Genomic DNA, 23,213 nt, shown 5'->3' with positions numbered 1-23,213 from the left:
AGAAAAACAGCTTTCATCGTTATAAACTACCGATGAAAGCCGTCGCTAATCCTAAATAGATAATGATACTAATAACATCATTTAATGTTGTAATGAAAGGTCCTGACGCAACCGCAGGGTCAATTTTTATTTTATGCATAAACAAAGGAATAAATGATCCGGAAAGCGTTGCGACAAAAATACTAACGAGAATTGCAGCACCAACGAGAAGTCCTATGATGAATTCATGCTTCCAAACAGAAATGAGCAGAACAACAAAAATAGCACAAATAAGGCCTGTAATAATCCCTGTACCCGCTTCGCGAAGTAGCAATTTAAACTTACTTTCATCTTCAATATCGCGCGTTGCAATTCCACGAACTGCAACAGCGAGTGCCTGTGTGCCGCTATTCCCCGCAGTTCCTGCAATAAGCGGGATAAATGCCGCAAGCAAGGCAACTTGAGATATTGTTTCGGTAAATAAATCAATTAAGTTTGCAGTTAACATCCCGAGTATGAGAAGGATAATCAACCAAGGCAAACGTTTTTTTGCTGCCGACAAGGAATTTTTGTCGAATGTATCCATATTGGCAACAGCTGCAAGCTTGGAATAGTCATCAGACGCTTCTTCGTCTAGAACATCTATAATATCATCAACCGTAATAATTCCTAGAATATGCTGTTGGAAATCCACAACTGGTACCGCTAGAAAATTATAGTCTTTAATAGTTCTTGCAACTTCTTCTTGATCTTCGGAGACTAAAACGCTGACCACTCGCTCACTCATAATTTCGCTAATGATTGTATCCTCATGCGCAATAATGAGGTCCCGAAGTGAAACGACCCCCGATAGACGATTATCATCATCTACAACGAAAATATAGTAAATGGTCTCTGCACTAGGTGCCTCATTTCGCAGAATCGTCATGGCGGAACGAACAGTCGAGTTTTCAGGGACAGTTACATACTCTGTCGTCATGATCGAACCGGCAGTATATTCCTCGTAATGCAAAAGAGCCCGGATTTCAGCGGCAGACTCTTTGTTCATAAGCGTTAAATAACTCACAACTTGTGATTTATCAAGTTCGTTCAGGACATCTACCGCGTTATCCACAAACATATGAGAAATCATGTCTGCGGCATAGGTCGTGTCCATCTCCTGAAGGAACTGTTTGTACTCGTCATCACCAATTTCACTTGTCTCAAAAATTTCCGCTAATTCTTTGGGTGACAAATAGTGGTAAATGAACTTCCGCAGTTGCGGTTCAACTTTTTCATAAAAAATTGCACGATCATATGGGTGCAGCATCAAGTATTCGTTTCGAAATGCAATCATATCTTGGCTGAGAAGAGCTTCTGTCAGTTTCTCCTCGTCATAGATGACTTCATCTTTGTTTTCTTCTCTATAATCCATGGCTACACCTTCCTTTCCATTTCTCACATGCATTGAACCTGCCGGTAAAGGATACTCTATAGATAAGACTGCATAGGGGGTTGCGATTAGTGAAATATGATATCATCGGCGATATTCATGGTTGTTATACCGAATTGATGAACCTGATTGAAAAACTAGGCTATTCCATGAAAAATGGAATTCCTGTTCATCCAGATGATCGGCGGCTTGCATTTGTCGGTGATGCGATGGATCGTGGTCCTCATTCGTTAAAAACATTGGACATTCTTTTCAACATGCAAGATGCAGGCTTGCTTATCTATTCCCCTGGAAATCATTGCAATAAACTATATCGTTATGCAAAAGGGAATAAGGTGCAAGAAACGCACGGCCTCGAAACGACTGTCGCTGAAATGAATGATTTAAATAAGGAAGCACGCAGCCGCTTTCTAGAAAGATACAAAAATTTTTACGAAGCTTTACCATTATACCATTCCCTTTTAAATGGACAACTGATCATTGCCCATGCCGGAATTAGAGAAAATATGATCGGTTTACCTTCTTCTGAAAAAATTCGTGTGTTCGTACTATATGGCGATATTACGGGTGAACGATTGCCGGATGGACGACCCGTTCGTCTTGATTGGGCGAAGCATTACAATGGGAATGCTTTTATCGTATATGGGCATACACCGGTTAAGCAGGCACGTTTTGTTAAAAATACTGTTAACATCGACACCGGATGCGTTTTTGGCGGCTCTTTAACGGCATTCCGGTTTCCTGAAAAAGAAATTGTGTCCGTGCCCTCCCTACAACCGATGATTTCGGAGAAATTCACAAGTTTTGACTAAGCATTTTCTGCATATCCAATGGCATATTCGATTGGAAATCCAATGATTCTCCCGTCAAAGGATGGCTGAATTGAATTTCCGTACAATGCAGTGCCTGACGTTGAATATGTTCATGCGTACCACCATAAAGATCATCTCCTGCTAACGGATGACCACTCCATTGCATATGAACACGAATTTGATGCGTTCTTCCCGTATGAAGATGAAGTGCCACTTGCGTATATTGCTGTCCGTCTTTTTGAAACCGTTTCAGTACAGTCACATCAGTGCGCGCATACTGACCATCTTGCCGAACAATTCTTTCAATAATACTGCCATCTTTTCTGCCGATGGGCGCCTCGATTGTCCATTCTTCTTGAACGACAGTTCCATGAACAATTGCAATATATTGCCTCCGGAACCCTGAATTCCTTATTTGTTCACTAAGTAAATGGTGGATGTGCCGATTTTTGGCAATACAAATAAGCCCCGACGTATCCCGATCGAGCCGAGTTGCTACATGAACGGTTGCAGGTATCCCTTCCCTTTTAAACTTTCCCGCTACAAAGTTCGCAACCGTTCCAGCGGGATGATCACGAGAAGGAATGGTACTTTGTCCCGAGGGCTTATCCAGCACAAGAAGCGCTTCATCTTCGTAGATCTTCGTTAATGGACCGGTTTCCGGAAGTAAGCCAGCACTTGGCACCTCCTGTGGTAATGTGACACCGACTTCATCTCCTTGACGAAGCATATAACGGACATTTTGAACAACGCTGTTGACCGTAATCTCACCGCCTGCATACTTAATCGCTGTTAACGTTCGTTTAGAAATACCTTTTGAATGCAAAAATTCACGCAACAATAGATTCCCAGTTTCTACGCGGTAAGTAATATGAAAGCGCCGTTCTTTTTGTTTATCTTCACCCATTGTCATCAATGAACGAATCATGAACTCGTTTCCAAAATGGGAATGATCTAAACCTGGCAAAACGCACTTTTTCGGCAGCCACTTTATATTCGATCGATTTTACGTCTTTATGCAGTAGTTGTAAATGATCGATTGTCACCATAAAGTCTGGCCCTTTAACGGGGGTCAACAAAATATTATGGTGTTCCGGCAAAACAAGCGGTGATCCTACTGTTCGAAAAACGCGATTATTAATGGAGGCCATTTCTGTTAACTGCATCGATGAAAGTGACGGATGAATAATTGCCCCTCCAAGTGCTTTATTGTACGCGGTTGAACCTGACGGCGTAGAAACGCATAGGCCATCGCCGCGGAAGCGCTCAAAATGCTCTCCATTCAATTCTACATCCATTACAAGTGTAACTTCAGGCGATTTCACAGTTGATTCGTTCATCGCGAGATAAGTAGCACTATCGCCGGAATGACGATATTGAATCGTTACTTCAAGCAGCGGATATTCGATCACATTAAATTCTTTTCGCGCTAATGAGATGACTAGCTTTTCTAACTCTTTCGGCTTCCAATCGGCATAAAACCCAAGATGCCCTGTATGGATGCCGACAAAAGCTGTATCTTCTAATCGATGTTTATATTTATGAAAGCCGTGCAGCATCGTTCCGTCACCGCCAATGGACACAACGATGTTAGGTTCTTCTTCATCAAAAACAAGACCAAAGTCTGTCAAATATCCTTTCGCTGCTTCCATGAGCTGATTGGATAATGAATCATTTCGGGACTGGATCGAAAACTTCATTCCTTATGCCCTCCGCTCTGATTATAATTTCTTTTGGACGTTTCTTTATGGGCACTAAAATATTGTTGTGCATCTTGTATTTCGTTACGAATGAGCGACATTTCTTCATCCAGTCGAAAAGCTGCCTCCGCAGCACGGATTAGGCGATGATGGATCTCCTCCGGCAACGCACCTTTATATTTATAATTTAAGGAGTGTTCAATAGACGCCCAAAAATTCATCGCTAATGTCCGTATTTGAATTTCCGCCAAAATGGTTTTTTCTCCGTGGATCGTCTGAACTGGATACTTAATAATCATATGGTATGAACGGTATCCGCTAGGCTTTGTATTGGCAATATAATTGCGTTCTTCTACCACTTCAATATCTTTGCGCTGCCTCAATGTTTCAACAACCGTCTCAATATCATCTACAAATTGACACATCATCCGAAGTCCGGCAATGTCTGGCAGTTCCGCTGCTAATTCAGCAGAAGGCTCAAATGGAATTCCTTTTTCAAGTGTTTTGTCGTAAATACTCGCTAGCGGCTTTACTCTTCCCGTCACAAATTCGACAGGCCTATGTACATCTTCTAAATCGTACTGCGCCCGAAGCCCCTTTAGCTTTACTTTCAACTCATCAACAGCTTGTTTATATGGCTCTAAAAAACAATCCCATTGCCGCATCGCTAACACTCCTCGCCTTTATTCTGCACTTTGAAGGATCACGCTAAATGCCTCCTCAACTGCAGACGTAAATTCCTCTCCATAGTTCCCATTACCTTCAATATTATAAATAAGCATTTGCAATTCATCTAAAAAGCCTTTCAAGGGTACAGCTTTATCCTGCCATACAAGCATCGGTTCAGCTTTTTCCTGTAATGCTTTGACCATCAAAGGCCAAACTGCTTGTGTAAAATGAATGGGTTCATAGATGTCTTGATCCTCAAAAAGGTATACGAAAGATACTTCGTCTGAATCTGTGATCATTTTTCCTGACGGAACCCCTTTGGGTCCATTCATTTCTTCACTCAATAAAAATTGTATTTCCTGTCCATTTTGAATGCCATTATTTACGTATTTTTTACTGTCCACCATTTCTACTTCCCTTCACAAGTGCTACATTTAGTCTATCATATGAAGGCTCGACTTGCAGTTGTCGTATGCGTTTTTTCCAATGAATTGTTATACTAATGGTGATTGAATTTTTTAGATTATCACCGCTTTAAGCAGGAAGGAAAGATCTCCATCAATACGAAAATATTTGGTACGTTGTTTGAGCTCACGGCCATGCAATCGTTTGGAACGATTCAAACACTTACCGAACAATCCCGATCGACCTCAACACTTTTTCAACAGTTACTCGGAGAAATGGTCGATTCTCAAGCAAATACACCCGTTAAAATGAACACATTGTCTTCATCATCCATATATAATTTGTACTATCAAGGTTTCAACCCTGCTTTCATGCCATCAACTGCTATGCAAAAGCCGGTAATAGCCCCATCACAAGTTATTTCTCCGTCTAGCTTATCAAATGATGGCAGTTCTTATTCAGACATTATTAAACAAGCTGCAAAACAATATAATGTGCCGGAAAAACTCATTTCTGCTGTAATTAAGCAAGAATCTAATTTTCAAAACAACACGACAAGCCGGGCAGGTGCACAAGGCCTCATGCAACTTATGCCTGGAACCGCTAAGTTTCTGGGCGTAACGGATCGTTTGAATCCTTCAGAAAACATTATGGGCGGTACAAAATATTTGCGGATGATGCTAGACCAGTTCGACAATAATTTAGAACTTGCTTTGGCTGCTTACAATGCGGGGCCAGGTAATGTAAAAAAATATAGTGGCATTCCGCCTTTTAAAGAGACCGAGCAGTATGTTAAAAAAGTACTTTCTACATTTAGTCAGATCATTTAATCAGATCTAATGAAATACAATATAAAACGGCAGATGATTCTGCTGTTTTATAATTTTATACCTTTAAGGCTTGTTCCGTCAGTTTTTGAAAGTCAATAATTGGCAAGCACAGATGAACAAATTCCGTTTATACTAATGGTGTTAAATAGCTTTGGGAATGCAGTTTATTTGAGATATGATCTGTGGGTTGGTAGAATGACAATACAGTCAGAACAAAGGAGATTGACATAAAAATGCGAAAACCTTTGATCCCTTATGAGGAGATCGGTGCAGAAAAATTGTCGGAGCTTATCGATCTGTTTTATGAAAAAGTGGCCGTACACCCGGACCTATACCCGATTTTCCCAAATGACTTTTCAGAAGTAGCAAGGAAACAAAAACAATTTCAAACCCAATATTTAGGTGGACCCAATTTATATACTGAAGAACATGGACATCCAATGATGAAAGCACGCCACATGCCATTCCCTATCACACCAGCTAGGGCTGAGGCTTGGCTGTCATGTATGTCTGAAGCAATGGACGAGGTTGGATTAGCTGGTCCTGTTCGCGATGTCTATTTTAAGCGCCTCGTTTTAACTGCTAATCATATGGTGAATAGAAGCGGAGAGGATCCTTCGTGAACAATCGTTCTTTAATGGAAAACTCGATGAATGTTGCAATCACAACGAGACCGATCGAATTGTATGTGTTCCTTGATCCATTTTGCGATGATTGCTGGTCCCTTCAGACGCTGTTGCGCAGATTGCAAATCGAATATGAACGGTATTTCACAATGCGCATCGCACTGCTTACATCTTTACCAACATTAAATTTACAATGTATTCGAAATTCTGAAGACGTCTCTGCCTGTGGTAAAATACATGCCTCTTTTCCAAGTACCGCAGTTAAAGCTGCTGAATTCCAAGGTAAGCGGGCTGGTTTTAGATTTTTATCAAAGATGTTCGAATATTCCTACTTAAAATCTAGAAATGTAACGTCTTTTTCAGTGCTTGTTGAAATCGCCGAAAAAACCAAGCTGGATGTTGAAGAGTTTAAACGTGATTTCTCTTCTAAGCATGTATTACGTTCGCTACAAATCGATTTATACATGGCAAAGGAAATGGAAGTCACGAAAGCACCTACTTTTGTTTTCTTCAATGAAAATATTGAAGATGAAGGTTTGAAAGTCGACGGAATCCACCGCTATGAAGTGTATGAACAAATATTGGAAGAGCTCGTCGGTACACCAATTTATCCAGAGGAGCCACCAGTATTAGAAGATCTTTTTCAACGCTATGACACATTGTCTACAAAAGAAATTGCCGACATTTATAGACTCTCACATAAAGAAACCGAGCGTGGGTTAAAAAAACTTCTGCTTCAACAAGAAGTTGAACGCTTGACAGTGCAGGATACGACCTTGTGGCGTAAAAAATAATCGCTCGCTCCTATAGAATAGTCTCTTTTAATGATTTAACATCATTCAAGAGGCTATTTTTTTATGTAGAATTTAATTACGTGGAAATTTTGGCGTTTGTCATGCCACTTTTCCTGCTTTTAGGCAATAGAAAAGAGCATCGCTTCTGGGGGGAAGTCGATGCTCTTTTACAAAGGGAATGGGAGAAATGTTCACGTTCAAACAAAAGGGGTGTATGTTTGGTATGTGATTTATTTCACGTCTTTAATTTAACATATACAAAACGAGATAGCAATAATCTACGACGAATTTCACATGAATGTCACATTTTCCGACATAGAAATTGCTCAAAAACCGTCTGAAACTCCTATTTAATCGCAAACTTCGACAAATCGCTTTAATTGCATCCAAAACAGCCCTACCCGTTGAAAATTCAAGACGGATAGAGCCGTATGTTATCGTATTCACTTTTTTAATAAAAGTGACTCCAATTCATTCAGTCTTTCTTCAAAAACGCGGCAAGCCTCTTCAATTGGCTTGGCACTTGTCATGTCGACGCCAGCTTTTTTAAGCACTTCAATCGGATAGTCGGATGAGCCTGCTTTTAGAAAGTTGTTAATATATCTTTCTACCGCCGGCTCACCTTCTGTAAGGATTTGGTTGCTTAAGGCAACAGCTGCACTATAGCCCGTTGAGTATTGATACACATAGTAATTATAATAAAAATGGGGAATTCTTGCCCATTCCAACCCTATTTCCTCATCTACTACAAGATCATCACCGAAATATTTTTTATTTAATGCATAATATTCTTCGGTGAGCTTATCGGCCGTCAATGCAATTCCTTGTTGATCGAGCTGATGCATCAAATGCTCAAATTCCGCAAACATTGTTTGACGGAAGACGGTGCCACGGAAGCCTTCAAGCCAATGGTTTAGTAAATAAATGCGCTTATCCTCGTCAGTAATTGTTTTCAATAAATGATCATTTAAGAGTGCTTCATTCACTGTTGAAGCTACTTCTGCCACAAAAATCGAATACCCGCTGTAAATGAAAGGCTGTGTCTTACGGGAATAATAACTGTGTACACTATGGCCAAACTCGTGCGCTAGTGTAAATAAATTATTCACATTGTCTTGCCAGTTCATTAAAATATATGGATTTGTTCCGTAAGAACCTGATGAATAGGCACCCGAACGCTTTCCTTTATTTTCCCGAACGTCTACCCATCGGTTTTCAAGCCCTTCTCTCACGATGGATACGTAATCGTCACCAAGTGGATGGAAACTTTCGAGCATCGTCTGTTTCGCTTCTTCATACGTCATTTCCATTTTGGTGTCTTTAACGAGCGGTGCATATAAATCCCACATATGAAGTTCATCTAGACCAAAGACTTTTTTGCGCAGCGCGACGTATCGTTGAAGCAAGTGAACATTTTTATTGATCGTTAAGACAAGGTTTTCATAAACTTGTTCCGGAATGCTATTATTGGACATCGCTGCATCCCGCGCAGATTTGTACTTTCGAATACGCGCGTTGACATTATCCCTTTTAATCGTTCCGGATAATGTTGAGGCAAAAGTATTTTTAAACTCGCCGTATTTCGAGTACATCGCTTTAAATCCATCCTCCCGCACTCTTCGGTCATCACTTTCTAGGAAACGGATATAGCGGCCCTGCGTCAATTCAATCTCTTCCCCGTTTTCATCTTTTACCATCGGAAAAGTTAAATCTGCATTGTTTAACATACCAAAAGTTTCAGACGCATTGCCCGTCACTTCTGATAATTGGGCAATGAGCGCTTCCTGTTCTGCTGGCAATACATGCGGACGTTGGGCATTCAGTTCTTCAAACTCTTGTTTATATAGGCGTAAATTTTCATTTTCCTCAACGATTTGATTTAATTCGGATTCTTCAATCGAAAGAAGCTCTGGCAAGAAAAATGACATGGCAGTCGACACTTTTACATAAAGCGTTTTAACACGGCTGTCCATTGCCTGATAAAAGCTATTTGTTGTGTCCTGATCTGTCTTCAGATGCGCATAGGTGTAAAGACGATTCAACCTCTCAGAAAGCGTATCCCGGTACTGGAGTGCCTCGTAAAGTGCCTCCGGTCCATTATGAAGTGTACCTTTGTACGATTCTGCCTTATCCGAAAGTGCATCAATTTCTGCATATTCTTTTTCCCACGCCTCGTCTGTTTCGAAAATATCTTCAAGCCGCCACGTCTCTTCTACTTTTACCTCATCGCGTGTTAAGACTTTGTTTTTACTTTCGTTTGCCATCAAGCATCCCCTTTCTCCCATTTCTTCGGGAATCGAATCAAAACTATTTTCTCAATTTTCATATCTCTTTGCAAGGAATCTTTCTGCAAGTAAATGAAAAACAGCCCGTTTACTTTCATCTTCACCATTTTGGCTACTATTCATGCGGACCACATTCAAAACATCCTGATAAGCGATACAAGCTTGTATTTGGCGTCTGGAGCCATCGCCATACATGACGGTAAACTTCTTTGCCAGTGACTCGGAAAGCCCTTCAATACCTACGTGCTGTCGCCGTAAATACCGGTTCAATGCCAGTTGCCACTCGCAATCATGTTGTTTGAAATAATGCTGATCAGAAACAGGTAGTCCAATCCAATGCGGCAGCTTTGTCGGATGCAACCGCATTTCATAGCAATCCCTAAGAAATCGATGATTCACACCTTTTTTGTTCCATAGGATGCATGTTTGTAAAAATTTCTTTCTCTTATCCATGTAGATGTCGACGTATCGGTGAATTTCCTGAACTGTCGGCGGCTTTGGGCGTGCAAAAGGAAATACTTGGTTTTCCAAGGATAATGTGCGATGAATACCGATATACCGTTTTCCACTTATATGGATCAGGCTGCTAAAATAATGAAATTTCATCGTGTTGGGGTTATAAGTGAGGAAGACAATGCCTTCTGGGGATTGTTTAGTAAAGAAGCTCTCTTGAAATTTGGAAAATGTAAAAACACCTAAACCTTCCGCAAATGCTGCTAAGTTTACGGGTGTGCGTAAAATCCAGATCGGTTGCATCCCATTTCCTTCATAGCCTGCTGTTCGTTCTTCTTTTTGTAAAATTGGGATTGCGCTACATTGAAACTCAATTGGAATTCTTTTTTCTTGATCGAACACTAAAAGATCTGGTCTTTGCGCTAACAAAGTTAAGTAAGGTTCCAAATGCACTTGTTCTGTACGTTGTTGAAAAAATGAATACAGCTGTTGTTTTCCTCGTAAATGATCTTGTGTTTCTCCTTCCGAAAAAGTTGTTTCACAGGCATCATCTTTAAGGTGAGCAAAATGCGGAATGATGATTTCTCCAACTTTTAATTGGACTGGCTGGTCACATTGCGGACAAAAGAACTGCTCGGTTTTTCGCCATTTCCGCAATTGCTCTTTTTTCATTCCCTCTGACAAAATGACGAACAGTCCATTTTTCATTTTGGCTGTTAGTATAGGACCCCCTCCCTTTAACGTAATTCTACAAACATTCTGACGAAAGAGCAATCTATATTTTTCAAAAAATAAAAAAGCCACCAAAAGTAGGCGGCCAAATTGTGCATGAAGCTGTTCAAAAGTATTGTTTAATCGTTTCGAAGACATCTGATTCCATAACAATAGTTCCATATTCTTCAAGTCTGTGTATGGTCATATTGGAAGTCGTTCCGAATTCGGATATAACGCTGAAGATATCTGTTTTTTGGGCGTCATCCATCTTGTCGGTATCATAAATTACCTGCAAATAGAATTTGTCTTCAAAAGAATAAAGAGATGTTTGTACCTCAGACTCTGCAACACGATTTGCTAATTGAATAAGGTTTTCGAATTCTTCGAAAACAAACATATTTTCATCCCATTCAAAAGATTGATCATTTAATAAATCATCTGAACTTTCTCCGACTTGTTGGAAAAACTTTTTAGGGTCATCCAAATCAAATGGAGATTCCATCGCTTCTCCATCGGCAGGCAGCTGGGCACGCGTGACAGTTACTTCGATCCCACCGCTCATTGCATGAACTTGAATCCAAAGAGGCCCTTCGATTTCAAATTCTGTTTCGTCATTAATTTCGTCCATCATTTCCCAAAACAACTCTTCGCTTTTATCGCGGTTATACCAGACTTCTTCCCGTGTAAAGCCGCGCTCTTCAATGTCCATATATGAAAGAAAAAACTTTACGGTATTTTCGTTGATGCGTTCTATTTCCATCCCTTTCTCTCCCTTCCTACGAAATAGGTGTGACCTATTTCTTTTCGCTAACTAAAAATGATCTGCAATGCTTATATTTACTATATGACCGACTGGCGAGTTTTGAAAGGGTTCCGCCGTGGGACATACAAGATTATTATAATTTTATTAATAGTACTAGCATTGTAGAGAACATTTGCCGGGAAAGCAAGGGAAAAACAAAAAGCCAATAGGTTTAAGACGAAAAACCTATCAGCTTGTTATTTATTTTCAGTTCACCATGCGTCGCGCTTCTAGGAGCTGATAGGCCCTTACTTTCCTTGGCAGGAATCGACGAATCTCGTCCTCATTATACCCTACCTGCAGCCTTTTCTCATCCAATATGATTGGTCTACGCAATAGTCCAGGGTGTTCCTGAATTAGTTCATATAATCGTTGAAGTGGGAGACTTTCCACATCAATATTCAACTTTTGGAAAATTTTTGAACGCGTTGAAATAATTTCATCTGTTCCATCCTCAGTCATTCGAAGGATTTGTTTAATCTCATCAATATTCAATGGTTCGGAAAAAATATTTCTTTCTGTATATGAAATTTCATGTTCCTCTAACCATGCTTTTGCTTTTCTACATGAGGTACAGCTAGGAGATGTAAATAATGTTACCATCATACACTGACACTTCCTTTCAGTTGACTCAGTCCTAAATTATATTTTAAACTAAATTAGAATGATTTCAATCTAATAGATGCTAATTCTTATTATACACATATTTGTATATCATGAATACACTTTTTTGAATAAATTGCAAAAAACGCTAATTCAATGTCACAATTCCGCAATAATAGTGGTTTTCTAATTCAATCAGCACCAATAATACGATCGTCTTTACTGTTATACCCGAATGAGGAATAAATTAAACATCAAATTTGTCAAATCATAAACTTTCTCATTTAGAATGTATAGAATGAAAAAGATCATTTGACAATTACTGCCTTCAGAATTTTATGATCTACGGGTGATTTTTCCCTTTTCTCCACTATGTAATACGAACCTAAAAAGAAAAGGTTTCACTTAATTTGCTCAATTTATGTAGGTGCATAGAAAAAGAATCCGTTTTCTATTTGAAAACGGACTCTTTCTTACACAGTCGTGCTATTTTTCTTCATTTGTTCAAACTCACGTTCAGAACAAAGGACAAAATGGCCGGGTGTCACTTCTCGCATGATCACTTCATCATCATCTCGATAATTATGAGATTTTGGATCATAGCCAATTCTCACCCGATTTCGTTCATAGTTAGGATCTGGCAGCGGGATCGCCGATAATAAAGATTGCGTATATGGGTGCAACGGCTTTGAATACAAGACTTCCGCTGGTCCTAGTTCAACCAATTTCCCAAAATACATAACGCCGATTCGATCAGAAATATATTTTACCATCGATAAGTCGTGCGCAATGAATAAATACGTCAATCCTTTTTCTTCTTGCAGCTCTTTTAATAAGTTGACGACTTGCGCTTGAATCGATACGTCTAACGCGGAGATTGGTTCATCCGCGATGATGAACTCCGGTTCAACAGCCAGTGCACGGGCAATTCCAAGACGTTGGCGCTGTCCACCCGAGAACTCATGCGGATAACGGTTCGCATGCTCTGGATTGAGTCCAACTGTTTCCAAAAGCTCATGCACACGTTTCGTCCGTTCGGCCGGACTTTTCACGAGCCCATGAATATCCAAACCTTCTGCAATAATATCCAATACTTTCATACGAGGGTTTAACGAAGCATATGGATCTTGGAAAATCATTTGCATTTTTTGATTAAATGCTTTCAGCTCTTTTTTCGACTTTTTCGCATGAACATTTACGCCATCATAAATGACTTCACCGTCTGTCGCATCGTACAGTCGTATGATCGTTCTTCCAGTTGTCGACTTTCCGCAACCTGACTCACCTACAAGCCCCAATGTTTCCCCCTGATAAATATCAAAAGAAATCCCATCAACCGCCCGTACTTCATTCTTTTTTCCGACGTTAAAATGTTGCTTTAGATTTTTAATCTCAAGTAGTTTTTTGGCCATTATCGCCCACCTCCTGCACTGCCTTCATAGTAGCGGCTGCCCGGAAATTTTTTCATTCGCTCAACAATCGCTGCTGGCGGATCAACTTTCGGTGCATCTGGATGCAGAAGCCAAGTGGCCGCATAATGCGTGTCACTTACTTTAAACAAAGGCGGCTTTTCTTCCATATCGATTTTCATTGCATATTCACTGCGCAACGCAAATGCATCTCCTTTTGGAGGATCAAGCAAATCTGGCGGTGAACCCGGGATGGCATATAATTTTTCTTCTGTCGTATCTAATGACGGCATAGAACTTAGCAGTCCCCACGTATACGGATGCTGTGGATTATAGAAAATCTCATCTACTGTCCCAAACTCAACGATCTGGCCCCCGTACATAACCGCAACACGATCAGCCACATTTGCAACAACACCAAGGTCATGCGTAATGAAAATAATCGACGTTTCAATTTTCTTCTGCAAATCTTTCATTAGCTCTAGAATTTGCGCTTGAATCGTTACGTCAAGTGCAGTTGTCGGTTCGTCAGCAATTAATAACTTTGGATTACATGCTAGTGCAACTGCAATGACAATCCGCTGACGCTGTCCACCTGAAAATTGATGCGGATATTGTTTCATGCGCTGTTCAGGCTGCGGCATACCAACGAGCGATAACAGTTCGATCGATTTTCTCCGTGCTTCTTCTTTACTTAGCTTTTGATGCTTTAAGAGCGGCTCCATAATTTGTTTACCAATTGGCATCGTCGGGTTCAATGACGTCATTGGATCTTGGAAGATCATGGAGATTTCTTTCCCCCGCACTTTTTGCATGTCTTTATCACTCGTTTTCAGGAGGTCTTTCCCATCAAACAAAATTTGTCCATTTTTAAATTCGGTACTTGATTCTGGCAACAGCCGCATAATTGCTTTCGTTGTTACAGACTTCCCTGAACCTGATTCTCCAACAATTGCGAGCGTTTCGCCTTTGAATACTTCAAAGTTAACACCTCGGATTGCTTTCACTTCACCAGCAAATGTATGGAAGGAAAGCTCCAAGTCTTTTACTTCTATTATTTTCTCCATTGTGCTTTCCTCCTTTAATCTTTCATTTTCGGATCGAGTGCATCACGTAATCCATCCCCAATTAAGTTGAAGGCAATCATCAGCAGGCTCAAGATAAACGCTGGGAAAAACAAAATATGCGGTTGGTATTGGATAAATTTGTATCCATCGTTAATGAGCGTTCCTAGTGATGCATGCGGTGCCTGTAATCCTAGTCCAATAAAGCTTAAAAAAGCCTCAAAGAAAATAGCAGTTGGAATTGTGAACATGATATTAATAATCACGATTGCCATAATATTCGGCAACAAATGCTTGCCTATAATACGGCTGTCGCTTGCCCCTAGCGTTTTGGCAGCAAGGACGAATTCCTGATTTTTAAATTTCAATACTTGTCCCCTGACGATACGCGACATACCAATCCATCCCGTAATCGTAATCGCAATGATAATCGACCAAATACCAGGCTCCATAATCATAATCATCAATATGACAATGACGAGCGTCGGAATCCCGATAAGTACTTCTACAACACGCTGCATAATATCATCGACACGGCCTCCGTAATAACCGGAAATACCACCATAGATCACGCCGATAATCATATCAATGATCGCCGCAACGAATGCAATGTAAAGAGATACTTGGGTTCCTTTCCACAAACGCGAAAACAAGTCACGTCCGAGACTGTCGGTACCAAACCAATAGTACTCTTCTACTTTTTTCAATTCATATAAGTTAACCGTTTTTGAACCTAGTTTTCCTTCACCGTCAAAGATCCCTAATTTCTCAAGCCCTGGTACTTTCGGCGGCAAATTCGCATGTGATACCCGAACGTTTTCAGGATCATGTGGAACCATATAAGGCCCGACAAAAGCCATAACGACTAGAAAAATTAAAATAAACATACTGACAATTGCGCCCTTGTTTTTCCGAATACGCAACCAAGCATCTTGCCAAAAGTTTAAACTTGGCTTCGATATTTTTTCCGCATGTTTACCATCAACTGTAATCCGATCGAATGCATCTTTCGGGAAGTTTTTTACATCGTTCGACATTATTTGCCACCTCCAGACAGACGTATACGCGGATCAATAATTCCATAAAGAATATCCACAATTAAAATAATGACAATGAGGAAGACCGAGAAGAACATCGTTGTCCCCATAATAACAGCAAAGTCATTCGAGTTAATAGACTTAACGAATTGTTCCCCGATACCAGGAATCGCAAAGATCTGTTCAACTACTAATGATCCCGTCAGCAAACCTGCTGCAACAGGTCCAAGTACTGTAATTAACGGGATTAACGCGTTTCGAAACGCATGTTTGAAAGCGATTTCAAGCCAAGAGGCTCCCTTAGCTTTTGCCAGCATAATATAATCCGAACTTAAAACTTCAATCATTTCTGTACGGATAAATCGTGCTGCGATTGCAATCGGTCCCATGGCCAATGCGATCGATGGCAGTACGCTCGATTTCCAACTATTCCATAGACCGACATCAAAGAACTCCCAGTGTACTGCAAATACGTATTGTAACATGACTGCGAACACAAATGAGGGAATCGATACACCGAGTATAGCGATCACTGTACTCCCATAATCCCATATTGTATTTTGCTTCAATGCTGCAATCATTCCAAGCACGATACCGACTATTGTTCCAAAAACTAATGCTTGTGCACCTAAAATCATTGAATATTTTAGTTTCGACACAATCAGCGTTGTTACGTCAGCTTTTTTAAATTGGAAAGATACACCAAAGTCACCTTTCGCAAGATTCCCCATATAACGGACGTATTGGACAGGTATTGGATCGTTCAATCCATATTTTTCATAGATAACTTCCCTTTGCTCAACAGACAGTTTTTCTGCAGATGCTAACGGAGAACCTGGAAGTAATTTCATTAAAACAAATGTAAATGAAGCGATTAAAAATAAAGAGATAAACATGTAAGCAACACGTTTAATAATATACTTGGCCACTTTTGCACCTCCTGCAATTCATTCATATATCAAAAGAAGTCTCTTATATTTTCGATTTTGAATACAAAAAATTTTAAGACATTTTCTTCTCAGTGAAAAAGAGAGTACATGGTCAATAATTCACCATATACTCTCTTCGCCTATGTGACTTTAATCTCTAGATTACTCTTTACCTTCGATATACATCCACTTGTAGCTATAATCAGCGCCGAATGGATGTGTTACAATACCTTTCACGTAAGGTTTCATAAGTACCATTCTACCGCGTTGGTACGTAGGTACAATCGCTTGGTCATCTTCAAGAAGGATCTTTTCAGCTTTAGCGAAAGCTTCGAAGCGTGCTTCTGGATCATTAGCAAGTGTTGTTTTTGTTTCTTCTACAAGTTTGTCGTACTCAGGATTGGAATAGCCCATTCCATTTTGCGGGCTGCCCGTGATGAACAACTCGATGAATGAAATTGGGTCTTGGAAGTCAGCACCCCATCCAGCGGACTGGATATCGTAATCGCTAGAATTATCAAGCTCAAGACGAACGTTGAAAGGTACTTCTTTCAAGTTGATCGTTAAGCCTTCAAGATTTCTTTCAAGCTCAGATTTGAACCATTCTTGTTGCTTCTTCGCGTTTTCAGTGTCACCGCCAAGAATTTCGATTGTTACTTTGTCCGTGCCAAGCTCTTCAAGTGCTTTTGCCCAATATTCTTGTGCTTCTTCAACATTGTAAAGTGCAAACTCATCGCTATAGTCACGGAAATCTTTCCCGCTCGGATCAAATGTGAAATCTTTTGGCACTAGGAAGTTTGCAGCAATCGATCCGTTCGCAAGGATTGCGTCAGCAAGTTCCTCTTTATTGAACGCACGAGCAATCGCTTTACGGACATTTTCATTAGCAAGTGGTGTTGCTTTTCCGTTACGTTCTTGGTTCATTTTGAAATAGAACAATGCTGTTTCAATTTCATTCACGATTTCCGGATTATCCGCATATTGCATTGCATATTCGGCACTTAGAATCACACGGTCAATCTGTCCTTTTTCATAAAGGTTAACACCTGTTGAACCTTCTTTAACAACGTTAACGTTGATTTCGTCAAGTTTAACTGTATCTGCATCCCAATAGTTTTCGTTTTTCACATATTTCCAAGAGTTGCCTGTCCCATCCCACTCTGTCAGTTGGAATGGTCCGTTATAGATCATTGTATCAGAGTTAGATGCGTACTTATCGCCTTGCTCTGTTACGAATTCTTCATTTAATGGATAGAATGTCCCGAAAGACATAAGTGATAAGAAATATGGAACCGGACGTACTAGTTCTACAACTAGTGTTTTGTCGTCTTCAGCTTTAATTCCAAGATCAGCAAGTTCTGCTTTTCCTTCCCCGATTTCAGCAGCATTTTTAACCATGCCAGCCATTAAATATGGACCGTATGGTGAAGCTGTATCTGGGTTCACCGCACGCTGCCATGCAAATACGAAGTCATGTGCAGTTACAGGCGTACCATTTGACCACTGTGCATCACGGATTTTAAACGTATATGTCAATCCGTCTTCACTAATCTCAGGCTCACCTTCTGCCATTGCTGGTACCGGGAGGCTGTCTTGATCCAAACGGTAAAGACCTTCCATAATGTTATTCAAAACGTTGAAACCAACCGCATCTTCCGCAATTGATGAATCGACAGATGGAATTTCTGCTGTTTCAATCAAATTTAGAACTTGTGCTTCGTTTGCTTCTCCTGTTGTGCCTTTATCTTCGCCCTTGTCTGCTGGTGCAGCGTCGTCTTTTTTACCGCCACATGCCGCCAAGAACACGCTAAGCACAAGCAAGAAGCTCATCAAAACCATCAATTTACGGCTTTTCAAATAAAAGACCTCCTTTTAAATTGTCTGAAAAATACTCACAGACTCATTATACATTTTCCTTACAGGTTGTACAGGTCTTTTTCATGAATTTCCAGTCTTTATTACATTTGTGTTACAAGTAAGCCGATGAAATCAACGTTTGTAAAGTTATATTAAAATATTCCGACTACTGGAAAGGGTGAGGTATATTGATTTTTGATAGCGTTTACTTTACTATGTTAACGGATTGGAGTGAAAAATGATGAATGCCTTTTGGCGAAATTTTATTATTGAGAATATACTAATCATCGGTTTACTATTTTTTTACTTTAAACAAGTGACCTTACTTTCCTACATCAATGCCTCGTTTGTTGTCGGTGGCCTTGTCGTATTTGCCGGTCTCATATCCTACATATTTTCAACAGGTTTTTTTGATGTATTTACAGTGAGTATGCGAAAAGTCATTACACCAAAACACATGATGGAGCAGGTCAAGTCAATGCGTACGCCATCAGAAATTTTTTCGGGCTCTGTTGCTAGTTTTCTTGGCAGCGGTCTAGCAGTTTTAGCAATGACCGGCATTGCGCTAATCCTTTTCTATCTATAATCATTGCAATGCCGTACATTTCATATTATAATTTTGACAATCGAAATCTAATGGCGTTGACGGAAAAAGTACTCTCGTATGGATCATTCAGAGAGCCTGTGGATAGTGCGAACAGGTTGATTGTATAAGAGGAATGGGTTCCTGAGCCTGATAAGTGAAAGAAGTAGCTTATCACGCTGCCCGCGTTATCGGGTTTGAAGTGGCCTTTCGGCAAATTCGGGTGGTACCGCGGTTGATAGCATCAGTCGTCCCTATTTAGGGATGATCGGTGTTTTTTTTATTTTCATAAACTTAGGAGGCGTTACACATGAAGAAAATCTTTTCAGGGGTACAGCCGACCGGTATTATTACGCTCGGCAACTATATCGGGGCATTTAGACAATTTACAGAATTACAGCATGACTACGAGTGTGTATTTTGCATTGTAGATCAGCATGCCATTACGGTTCAGCAAGATCCAGCAGAGTTGTCCAAAGCGATTCGCTCACTTGCCGCTATGTACATTGCTTGCGGGATTGATCCAGAAAAAGCGATTCTCTTTATTCAGTCAGAAGTTCCCGCACATGCTCAAGCAGGATGGATTATGCAATGTATCGCATATATAGGTGAACTTGAAAGAATGACGCAGTTTAAAGATAAGTCAGATGGGACAGAAGGCGTTTCTTCCGCATTACTAACGTATCCCCCTTTAATGGCTGCTGATATATTGCTGTACAACACGGACATTGTTCCAGTCGGCGATGACCAAAAACAGCATTTAGAACTCACACGTGATTTAGCGGAGCGTTTTAATAGTAGATACGGCAAAGTTTTAACTGTGCCGGAAGTTCGGATTCCTAAAAATGGTGCGCGCATTAAATCACTGCAAGATCCACTGAAGAAAATGAGTAAATCCGATCCAAATAAACGTGCGACGATTACACTTTTAGACACGCCAAAAGAAATTGAGAAAAAAGTAAAGAGCGCTGTAACAGATTCTGACGGTGTTGTACGATTTGATACTGAAAACAAACCGGGTGTATCCAACTTGCTGACAATAGAGGCATCGCTAACGAATGCTTCTATAGAAGATGTCGCTGCAAAATACGATGGGCTTGGCTATGGTGCATTTAAAACCGGTGTTGCCGAAGCGATTATCGGACACTTAGCCCCTATTCAAGAAAATTACCATACACTGTTAGAATCGCCGACGCTTGATCAGATTCTTGACCAGGGCAGGGACCAGGCAAATACAATCGCTTCTGCTACTCTTCGTAAAATGGAAGACGCGATGGGACTCGGACGAAGACGGTAAGCAGCAGTGTGATGACGGAAAAGCTAAAAAGAATAAAATCTCCCGTCGTCAAAATGAATACAAATATTTGCTTCCATGAATAACCGAGCGTTATATAATTGAAGTAAAAGATCATATTTGAAACGGTGATGACGATTAAACCGTAGCTTATGAGAAATAGAAATAAACGAGTCATTGGACACCGCCCGTCTTTTTTTACACTATATGAATGTTCTACTCCTATTTAGACGAGACCTCGACCCAGTATGTCATACTAGTTTATCCAAATAAAGAAGACGCCCACAACGGAGCGTCTTCTTTTCATTAGATTTTTTTAAATACAAGGGAAGCGTTGTGTCCGCCGAATCCGAGTGAGTTGCTCATTGCATATTGGATATCAGCTTTACGCGCTCCGTTTGTGACGTAGTCCAAATCACATTCTGGGTCTGGCGTTTCATAATTCGTTGTCGGCGGTAAAATACCTTCTTGTAAAGCTTTTACAGTGAAGATTGCTTCTAACCCACCTGCTGCACCGAGTAAGTGACCTGTCATCGATTTTGTGGAACTCATTGCTAATTTATAGGCATGTTCACCAAATACTGTTTTGGCTGCCATCGTTTCGAAAGAATCATTGTACGGCGTACTTGTTCCGTGAGCATTAATATAGTCAATTTGGTTTGGCTCAATGCCTGCTTCTTCAATTGCTTGCATCATTGCGCGAGCACCGCCTTCTCCTGCTGGTGCTGGGGCCGTAATATGGTGTGCATCGCCTGTTGAGCCGTAGCCAACGATTTCCGCATAGATTTTTGCACCGCGAGCGATCGCGTGCTCATACTCTTCCAAAATGAGTATCCCCGCACCTTCCCCGATGACAAAACCGTCACGGTTCGCATCAAATGGTCTTGATGCTGTTGCTGGATCAGGGTTTAGAGATAATGCCGTATTTGCACAAAATCCTGCAACTGACATTGTCGTAATGGGTGCTTCCGCGCCGCCTGTAATCATTACATCTGCATCACCGCGTTTGATAACCTCAAACGCATCTCCCATCGAGTTTGTCCCTGATGCACATGCTGTTACGGAACAAGAGTTAATCCCTTTCGCACCGAAATGAATGGAAACTTGACCAGATGCCATGTCTGGAATCATCATTGGAACGAAGAACGGACTGACACGGCGGTAACCTCTTTCCATGAAAGTTTTAAACTGTTGCTCATGTGTTTCCATACCGCCGATCCCGGAACCGATCCATACGCCTGTGCGAAGAGCGAGTTCTTCGTCTAGCTCAAGGTTCGCATCTTTCATTGCCATGATCGATGCGGCAAGTGCATAATGTGTAAACCGATCCATTTTACGCGCTTCTTTACGCGGAATATATTCCTCAATATCAAAGTCCTTTACTTCGGCTGCTACTTTAACAGGAAACTGTTCCTGATCAAGTCTTGTCAGTGGACCAATACCAGACTTTCCTTCTAAAACTGCTTTCCACGAGGCTTCAGCAGAATTTCCAACGGGTGAAACTGCCCCGATTCCCGTTACAACTACACGTCGTTTCTCCATAGTTGAAAACTTCCTTTCTTATATGACTTCGATTGCAGTACAGTTTATATACGGATTATAGCGTGTATGGGAAATTTTATCATCTACCCCATTTGATACATAATGCGCCCCATGTAAGACCCGCACCGAAACCTACGAGCACAATGACGTCATCGTCTTTTACTTTTCCTTCTGCCAAATCATCAAAAAGAGAAATTGGAATAGAAGCTGACGATGTATTGCCGTATTTATGAATGGTTTTTGACATTTTTTCTTTCGGTAATTTTAATCGCTCACGAGAAGCTTCCATAATACGGATGTTCGCTTGATGGGGGATGAGGTAATCTACATCTTCCGTCGTAAGGCCGGCCTTTTCTGTAACGTTGATCGCTGATTCTCCCATTTGACGAACTGCAAATTTAAATACTTCACGTCCATTCATTTGCAGATATCTGCCTTCCTGGGATAAATGCTTGCCTCCGCTGCCATCTGAACCAAGTTCGAAAGATAAGATCCCGCGTCCTTCACTCACTTTTCCAATGACCGCAGCGCCCGCACCATCTCCAAATAGAACAGCTGTATTTCGATCTTCCCAGTTTGTTATTTTAGAGAGCTTTTCTACCCCAACGACAAGTACATAATCATAGGAACCCGATTCAACGAATTGTTTAGCCGTAATGACGCCATACATAAATCCTGCACATGCGGCCGAAATATCCATGGATGCTGCATTCTTCGCGCCTAGACGATTTTGCAGAATATTCGACACAGTCGGGAATGGCTGATCCGGGGTAACTGTTGCCACAATAATAAGTCCAATTTCTTCAGGTTTGATCCCTGCATCCTCTATTGCAGTAACAGCTGCCTCGTAAGCCATATCTGATGTATCCATTGAATCATCGGCGATTCGTCTTTCCTCAATTCCAGTCATCGTGCGAATCCATTCGTCTGATGTATCTAAACGTTGTTCAAGATCTGTATTTGTAAGCACCTGAGATGGGGCAAACTTTCCAACACCAATAAGACCAGCGTTCATTTCACATCCCCCGTTTCTTTATCATCTAATATTAGTAGCTGGTAATAATCATAAAAGAATAAGCAGCATTTTTCAACCCACTGACACTTTTTCGCCAAAAATAGTGGGAATTTGCAATGAAATTTGTTTCCCCTTTTTGAACGCTATGATATGATGGGAAAAGAATTTTGATATTGAGGTGATATGGATGCAATATATTATGACATTTGTTTGGTCATTTTTCTTAATTACCATGCTTAACTATGTAGTAAGTTCTATTAATAGCGTTCCATTTGAATTTGTTACAGGACTTATCGTTTCAGCGATCATCTCTGTGGTTATCATCCTTTTAGGAGAAGCACTCCCGAATGAGCCTGTAAAAGATTATTAATCGTAAAGA

23 protein-coding genes and 1 other annotated feature are annotated in these 23,213 nt (G+C 40.6%); of the genes, 7 read left to right on the top strand and 16 right to left on the bottom strand.

Going from position 1 to position 23,213, the window contains the following annotated elements:
• Positions 1–19 precede the first annotated feature (19 nt).
• On the bottom strand, positions 20–1,393 hold the full coding sequence (gene mgtE, locus AU377_RS11775; RefSeq protein WP_067407964.1) for a magnesium transporter: 1,374 nt from the start codon (positions 1,391–1,393) through the stop codon (positions 20–22).
• A gap of 89 nt (positions 1,394–1,482) precedes the next feature.
• On the opposite strand from mgtE, the gene prpE reads away from it, so the two are divergent.
• On the top strand, positions 1,483–2,223 hold the full coding sequence (gene prpE, locus AU377_RS11770) for a bis(5'-nucleosyl)-tetraphosphatase PrpE (RefSeq protein WP_067407963.1): 741 nt from the start codon (positions 1,483–1,485) through the stop codon (positions 2,221–2,223).
• On the opposite strand, the gene AU377_RS11765 is transcribed toward prpE, so the two are convergent.
• Genes AU377_RS11765 through AU377_RS11750 form a run of 4 tightly spaced genes read right to left on the bottom strand, consistent with a single transcriptional unit; the run spans position 2,207 to position 4,996 of the window.
• Positions 2,207–3,151 carry an RluA family pseudouridine synthase gene (locus AU377_RS11765; RefSeq protein ID WP_082732031.1) on the bottom strand — a complete coding sequence of 315 codons (945 nt, stop codon included), beginning with the start codon at positions 3,149–3,151 and terminating at the stop codon, positions 2,207–2,209. The genes prpE and AU377_RS11765 overlap by 17 nt on opposite strands.
• On the bottom strand, positions 3,123–3,923 hold the full coding sequence (locus tag AU377_RS11760) for an NAD kinase (RefSeq protein ID WP_067407962.1): 801 nt from the start codon (positions 3,921–3,923) through the stop codon (positions 3,123–3,125). The genes AU377_RS11765 and AU377_RS11760 overlap by 29 nt, the downstream gene beginning before the upstream one ends.
• Positions 3,920–4,588 carry a GTP pyrophosphokinase family protein gene (locus AU377_RS11755; RefSeq protein ID WP_067407961.1) on the bottom strand — a complete coding sequence of 223 codons (669 nt, stop codon included), beginning with the start codon at positions 4,586–4,588 and terminating at the stop codon, positions 3,920–3,922. Before AU377_RS11755 ends, AU377_RS11760 begins: the two co-directional genes overlap by 4 nt.
• An 18-nt stretch (positions 4,589–4,606) precedes the next feature.
• Positions 4,607–4,996 (bottom strand): hypothetical protein, encoded by a 390-nt coding sequence (locus AU377_RS11750; RefSeq protein WP_253724478.1) that lies wholly within the window; start codon positions 4,994–4,996, stop codon positions 4,607–4,609.
• Between the two features lie 105 nt (positions 4,997–5,101).
• Between AU377_RS11750 and AU377_RS15880 the strand changes: the two genes are divergently transcribed.
• From AU377_RS15880 to AU377_RS11735, 3 genes are all read left to right on the top strand, one after another.
• A complete protein-coding gene (locus AU377_RS15880; RefSeq protein ID WP_067407959.1) occupies positions 5,102–5,827 on the top strand; it encodes a lytic transglycosylase domain-containing protein in 726 nt (241 codons plus the stop codon).
• Between the two features lie 233 nt (positions 5,828–6,060).
• Positions 6,061–6,450, top strand: coding sequence for a globin (locus AU377_RS11740; RefSeq protein ID WP_067407958.1), 390 nt, complete (start codon positions 6,061–6,063; stop codon positions 6,448–6,450).
• Positions 6,447–7,247 (top strand): DsbA family protein, encoded by an 801-nt coding sequence (locus AU377_RS11735; protein ID WP_067407957.1) that lies wholly within the window; start codon positions 6,447–6,449, stop codon positions 7,245–7,247. Before AU377_RS11740 ends, AU377_RS11735 begins: the two co-directional genes overlap by 4 nt.
• 443 nt (positions 7,248–7,690) lie before the next feature.
• Here the strand turns inward: AU377_RS11735 and pepF are convergent, their stop codons facing one another.
• The 9 genes from pepF to AU377_RS11690 form a co-directional block, all read right to left on the bottom strand.
• Positions 7,691–9,511 carry an oligoendopeptidase F gene (gene pepF, locus AU377_RS11730; protein WP_067407956.1) on the bottom strand — a complete coding sequence of 607 codons (1,821 nt, stop codon included), beginning with the start codon at positions 9,509–9,511 and terminating at the stop codon, positions 7,691–7,693.
• Between the two features lie 51 nt (positions 9,512–9,562).
• On the bottom strand, positions 9,563–10,855 hold the full coding sequence (locus tag AU377_RS11725; protein ID WP_368664431.1) for a competence protein CoiA: 1,293 nt from the start codon (positions 10,853–10,855) through the stop codon (positions 9,563–9,565).
• A complete protein-coding gene (mecA, locus tag AU377_RS11720; RefSeq protein WP_067407954.1) occupies positions 10,824–11,459 on the bottom strand; it encodes an adaptor protein MecA in 636 nt (211 codons plus the stop codon). Before mecA ends, AU377_RS11725 begins: the two co-directional genes overlap by 32 nt.
• Before the next feature lie 249 nt (positions 11,460–11,708).
• Positions 11,709–12,104 carry a transcriptional regulator SpxA gene (gene spxA, locus AU377_RS11715; protein ID WP_172794066.1) on the bottom strand — a complete coding sequence of 132 codons (396 nt, stop codon included), beginning with the start codon at positions 12,102–12,104 and terminating at the stop codon, positions 11,709–11,711.
• Positions 12,105–12,577: 473 nt separating this feature from the next.
• Positions 12,578–13,516, bottom strand: a complete 939-nt coding sequence (locus tag AU377_RS11710; protein WP_067407952.1) for an ABC transporter ATP-binding protein — start codon at positions 13,514–13,516, stop codon at positions 12,578–12,580.
• Positions 13,516–14,580: an ABC transporter ATP-binding protein gene (locus AU377_RS11705; protein ID WP_067407951.1), complete on the bottom strand. Its 1,065-nt coding sequence runs from the start codon at positions 14,578–14,580 to the stop codon at positions 13,516–13,518. The genes AU377_RS11710 and AU377_RS11705 overlap by 1 nt, the downstream gene beginning before the upstream one ends.
• A 14-nt stretch (positions 14,581–14,594) precedes the next feature.
• Complete coding sequence (gene opp3C, locus AU377_RS11700; RefSeq protein ID WP_067407950.1) at positions 14,595–15,614, bottom strand: oligopeptide ABC transporter permease; 1,020 nt, start codon at positions 15,612–15,614, stop codon at positions 14,595–14,597.
• Entirely contained in the window at positions 15,614–16,543 is a 930-nt protein-coding gene (gene opp3b, locus AU377_RS11695) for an oligopeptide ABC transporter permease (RefSeq protein ID WP_067407949.1), read from the bottom strand. Before opp3b ends, opp3C begins: the two co-directional genes overlap by 1 nt.
• A gap of 162 nt (positions 16,544–16,705) precedes the next feature.
• Positions 16,706–18,400 carry a peptide ABC transporter substrate-binding protein gene (locus AU377_RS11690; RefSeq protein WP_067407948.1) on the bottom strand — a complete coding sequence of 565 codons (1,695 nt, stop codon included), beginning with the start codon at positions 18,398–18,400 and terminating at the stop codon, positions 16,706–16,708.
• A gap of 241 nt (positions 18,401–18,641) precedes the next feature.
• Here AU377_RS11690 and AU377_RS11685 point away from each other — a divergent pair, with 241 nt between their 5' ends.
• Positions 18,642–18,986 carry a DUF3899 domain-containing protein gene (locus AU377_RS11685; protein ID WP_067407947.1) on the top strand — a complete coding sequence of 115 codons (345 nt, stop codon included), beginning with the start codon at positions 18,642–18,644 and terminating at the stop codon, positions 18,984–18,986.
• 47 nt (positions 18,987–19,033) lie between these two features.
• Positions 19,034–19,242, top strand: a binding site (T-box leader).
• Positions 19,243–19,293: 51 nt separating this feature from the next.
• Entirely contained in the window at positions 19,294–20,280 is a 987-nt protein-coding gene (gene trpS / locus AU377_RS11680; protein ID WP_067407946.1) for a tryptophan--tRNA ligase, read from the top strand.
• Between the two features lie 303 nt (positions 20,281–20,583).
• Here trpS and fabF read toward each other — a convergent pair whose 3' ends face one another.
• Both fabF and AU377_RS11670 read right to left on the bottom strand, forming a co-directional pair.
• Positions 20,584–21,819, bottom strand: coding sequence for a beta-ketoacyl-ACP synthase II (fabF, locus tag AU377_RS11675; RefSeq protein ID WP_067407945.1), 1,236 nt, complete (start codon positions 21,817–21,819; stop codon positions 20,584–20,586).
• A 79-nt stretch (positions 21,820–21,898) separates the two neighbouring features.
• A complete protein-coding gene (locus AU377_RS11670) occupies positions 21,899–22,834 on the bottom strand; it encodes a beta-ketoacyl-ACP synthase III (protein WP_067407944.1) in 936 nt (311 codons plus the stop codon).
• A 199-nt stretch (positions 22,835–23,033) separates the two neighbouring features.
• Between AU377_RS11670 and AU377_RS11665 the strand changes: the two genes are divergently transcribed.
• Complete coding sequence (locus AU377_RS11665; protein WP_368664429.1) at positions 23,034–23,204, top strand: DUF2929 family protein; 171 nt, start codon at positions 23,034–23,036, stop codon at positions 23,202–23,204.
• Positions 23,205–23,213 lie beyond the last annotated feature (9 nt).

The sequence above is a fragment of the Sporosarcina sp. HYO08 genome, from assembly GCF_001563475.1.
Classification (GTDB): domain Bacteria; phylum Bacillota; class Bacilli; order Bacillales_A; family Planococcaceae; genus Sporosarcina.
The sequence above is the reverse complement of the archived record's forward strand: the minus strand, read 5'-3'. Positions and strand labels throughout refer to the sequence as shown.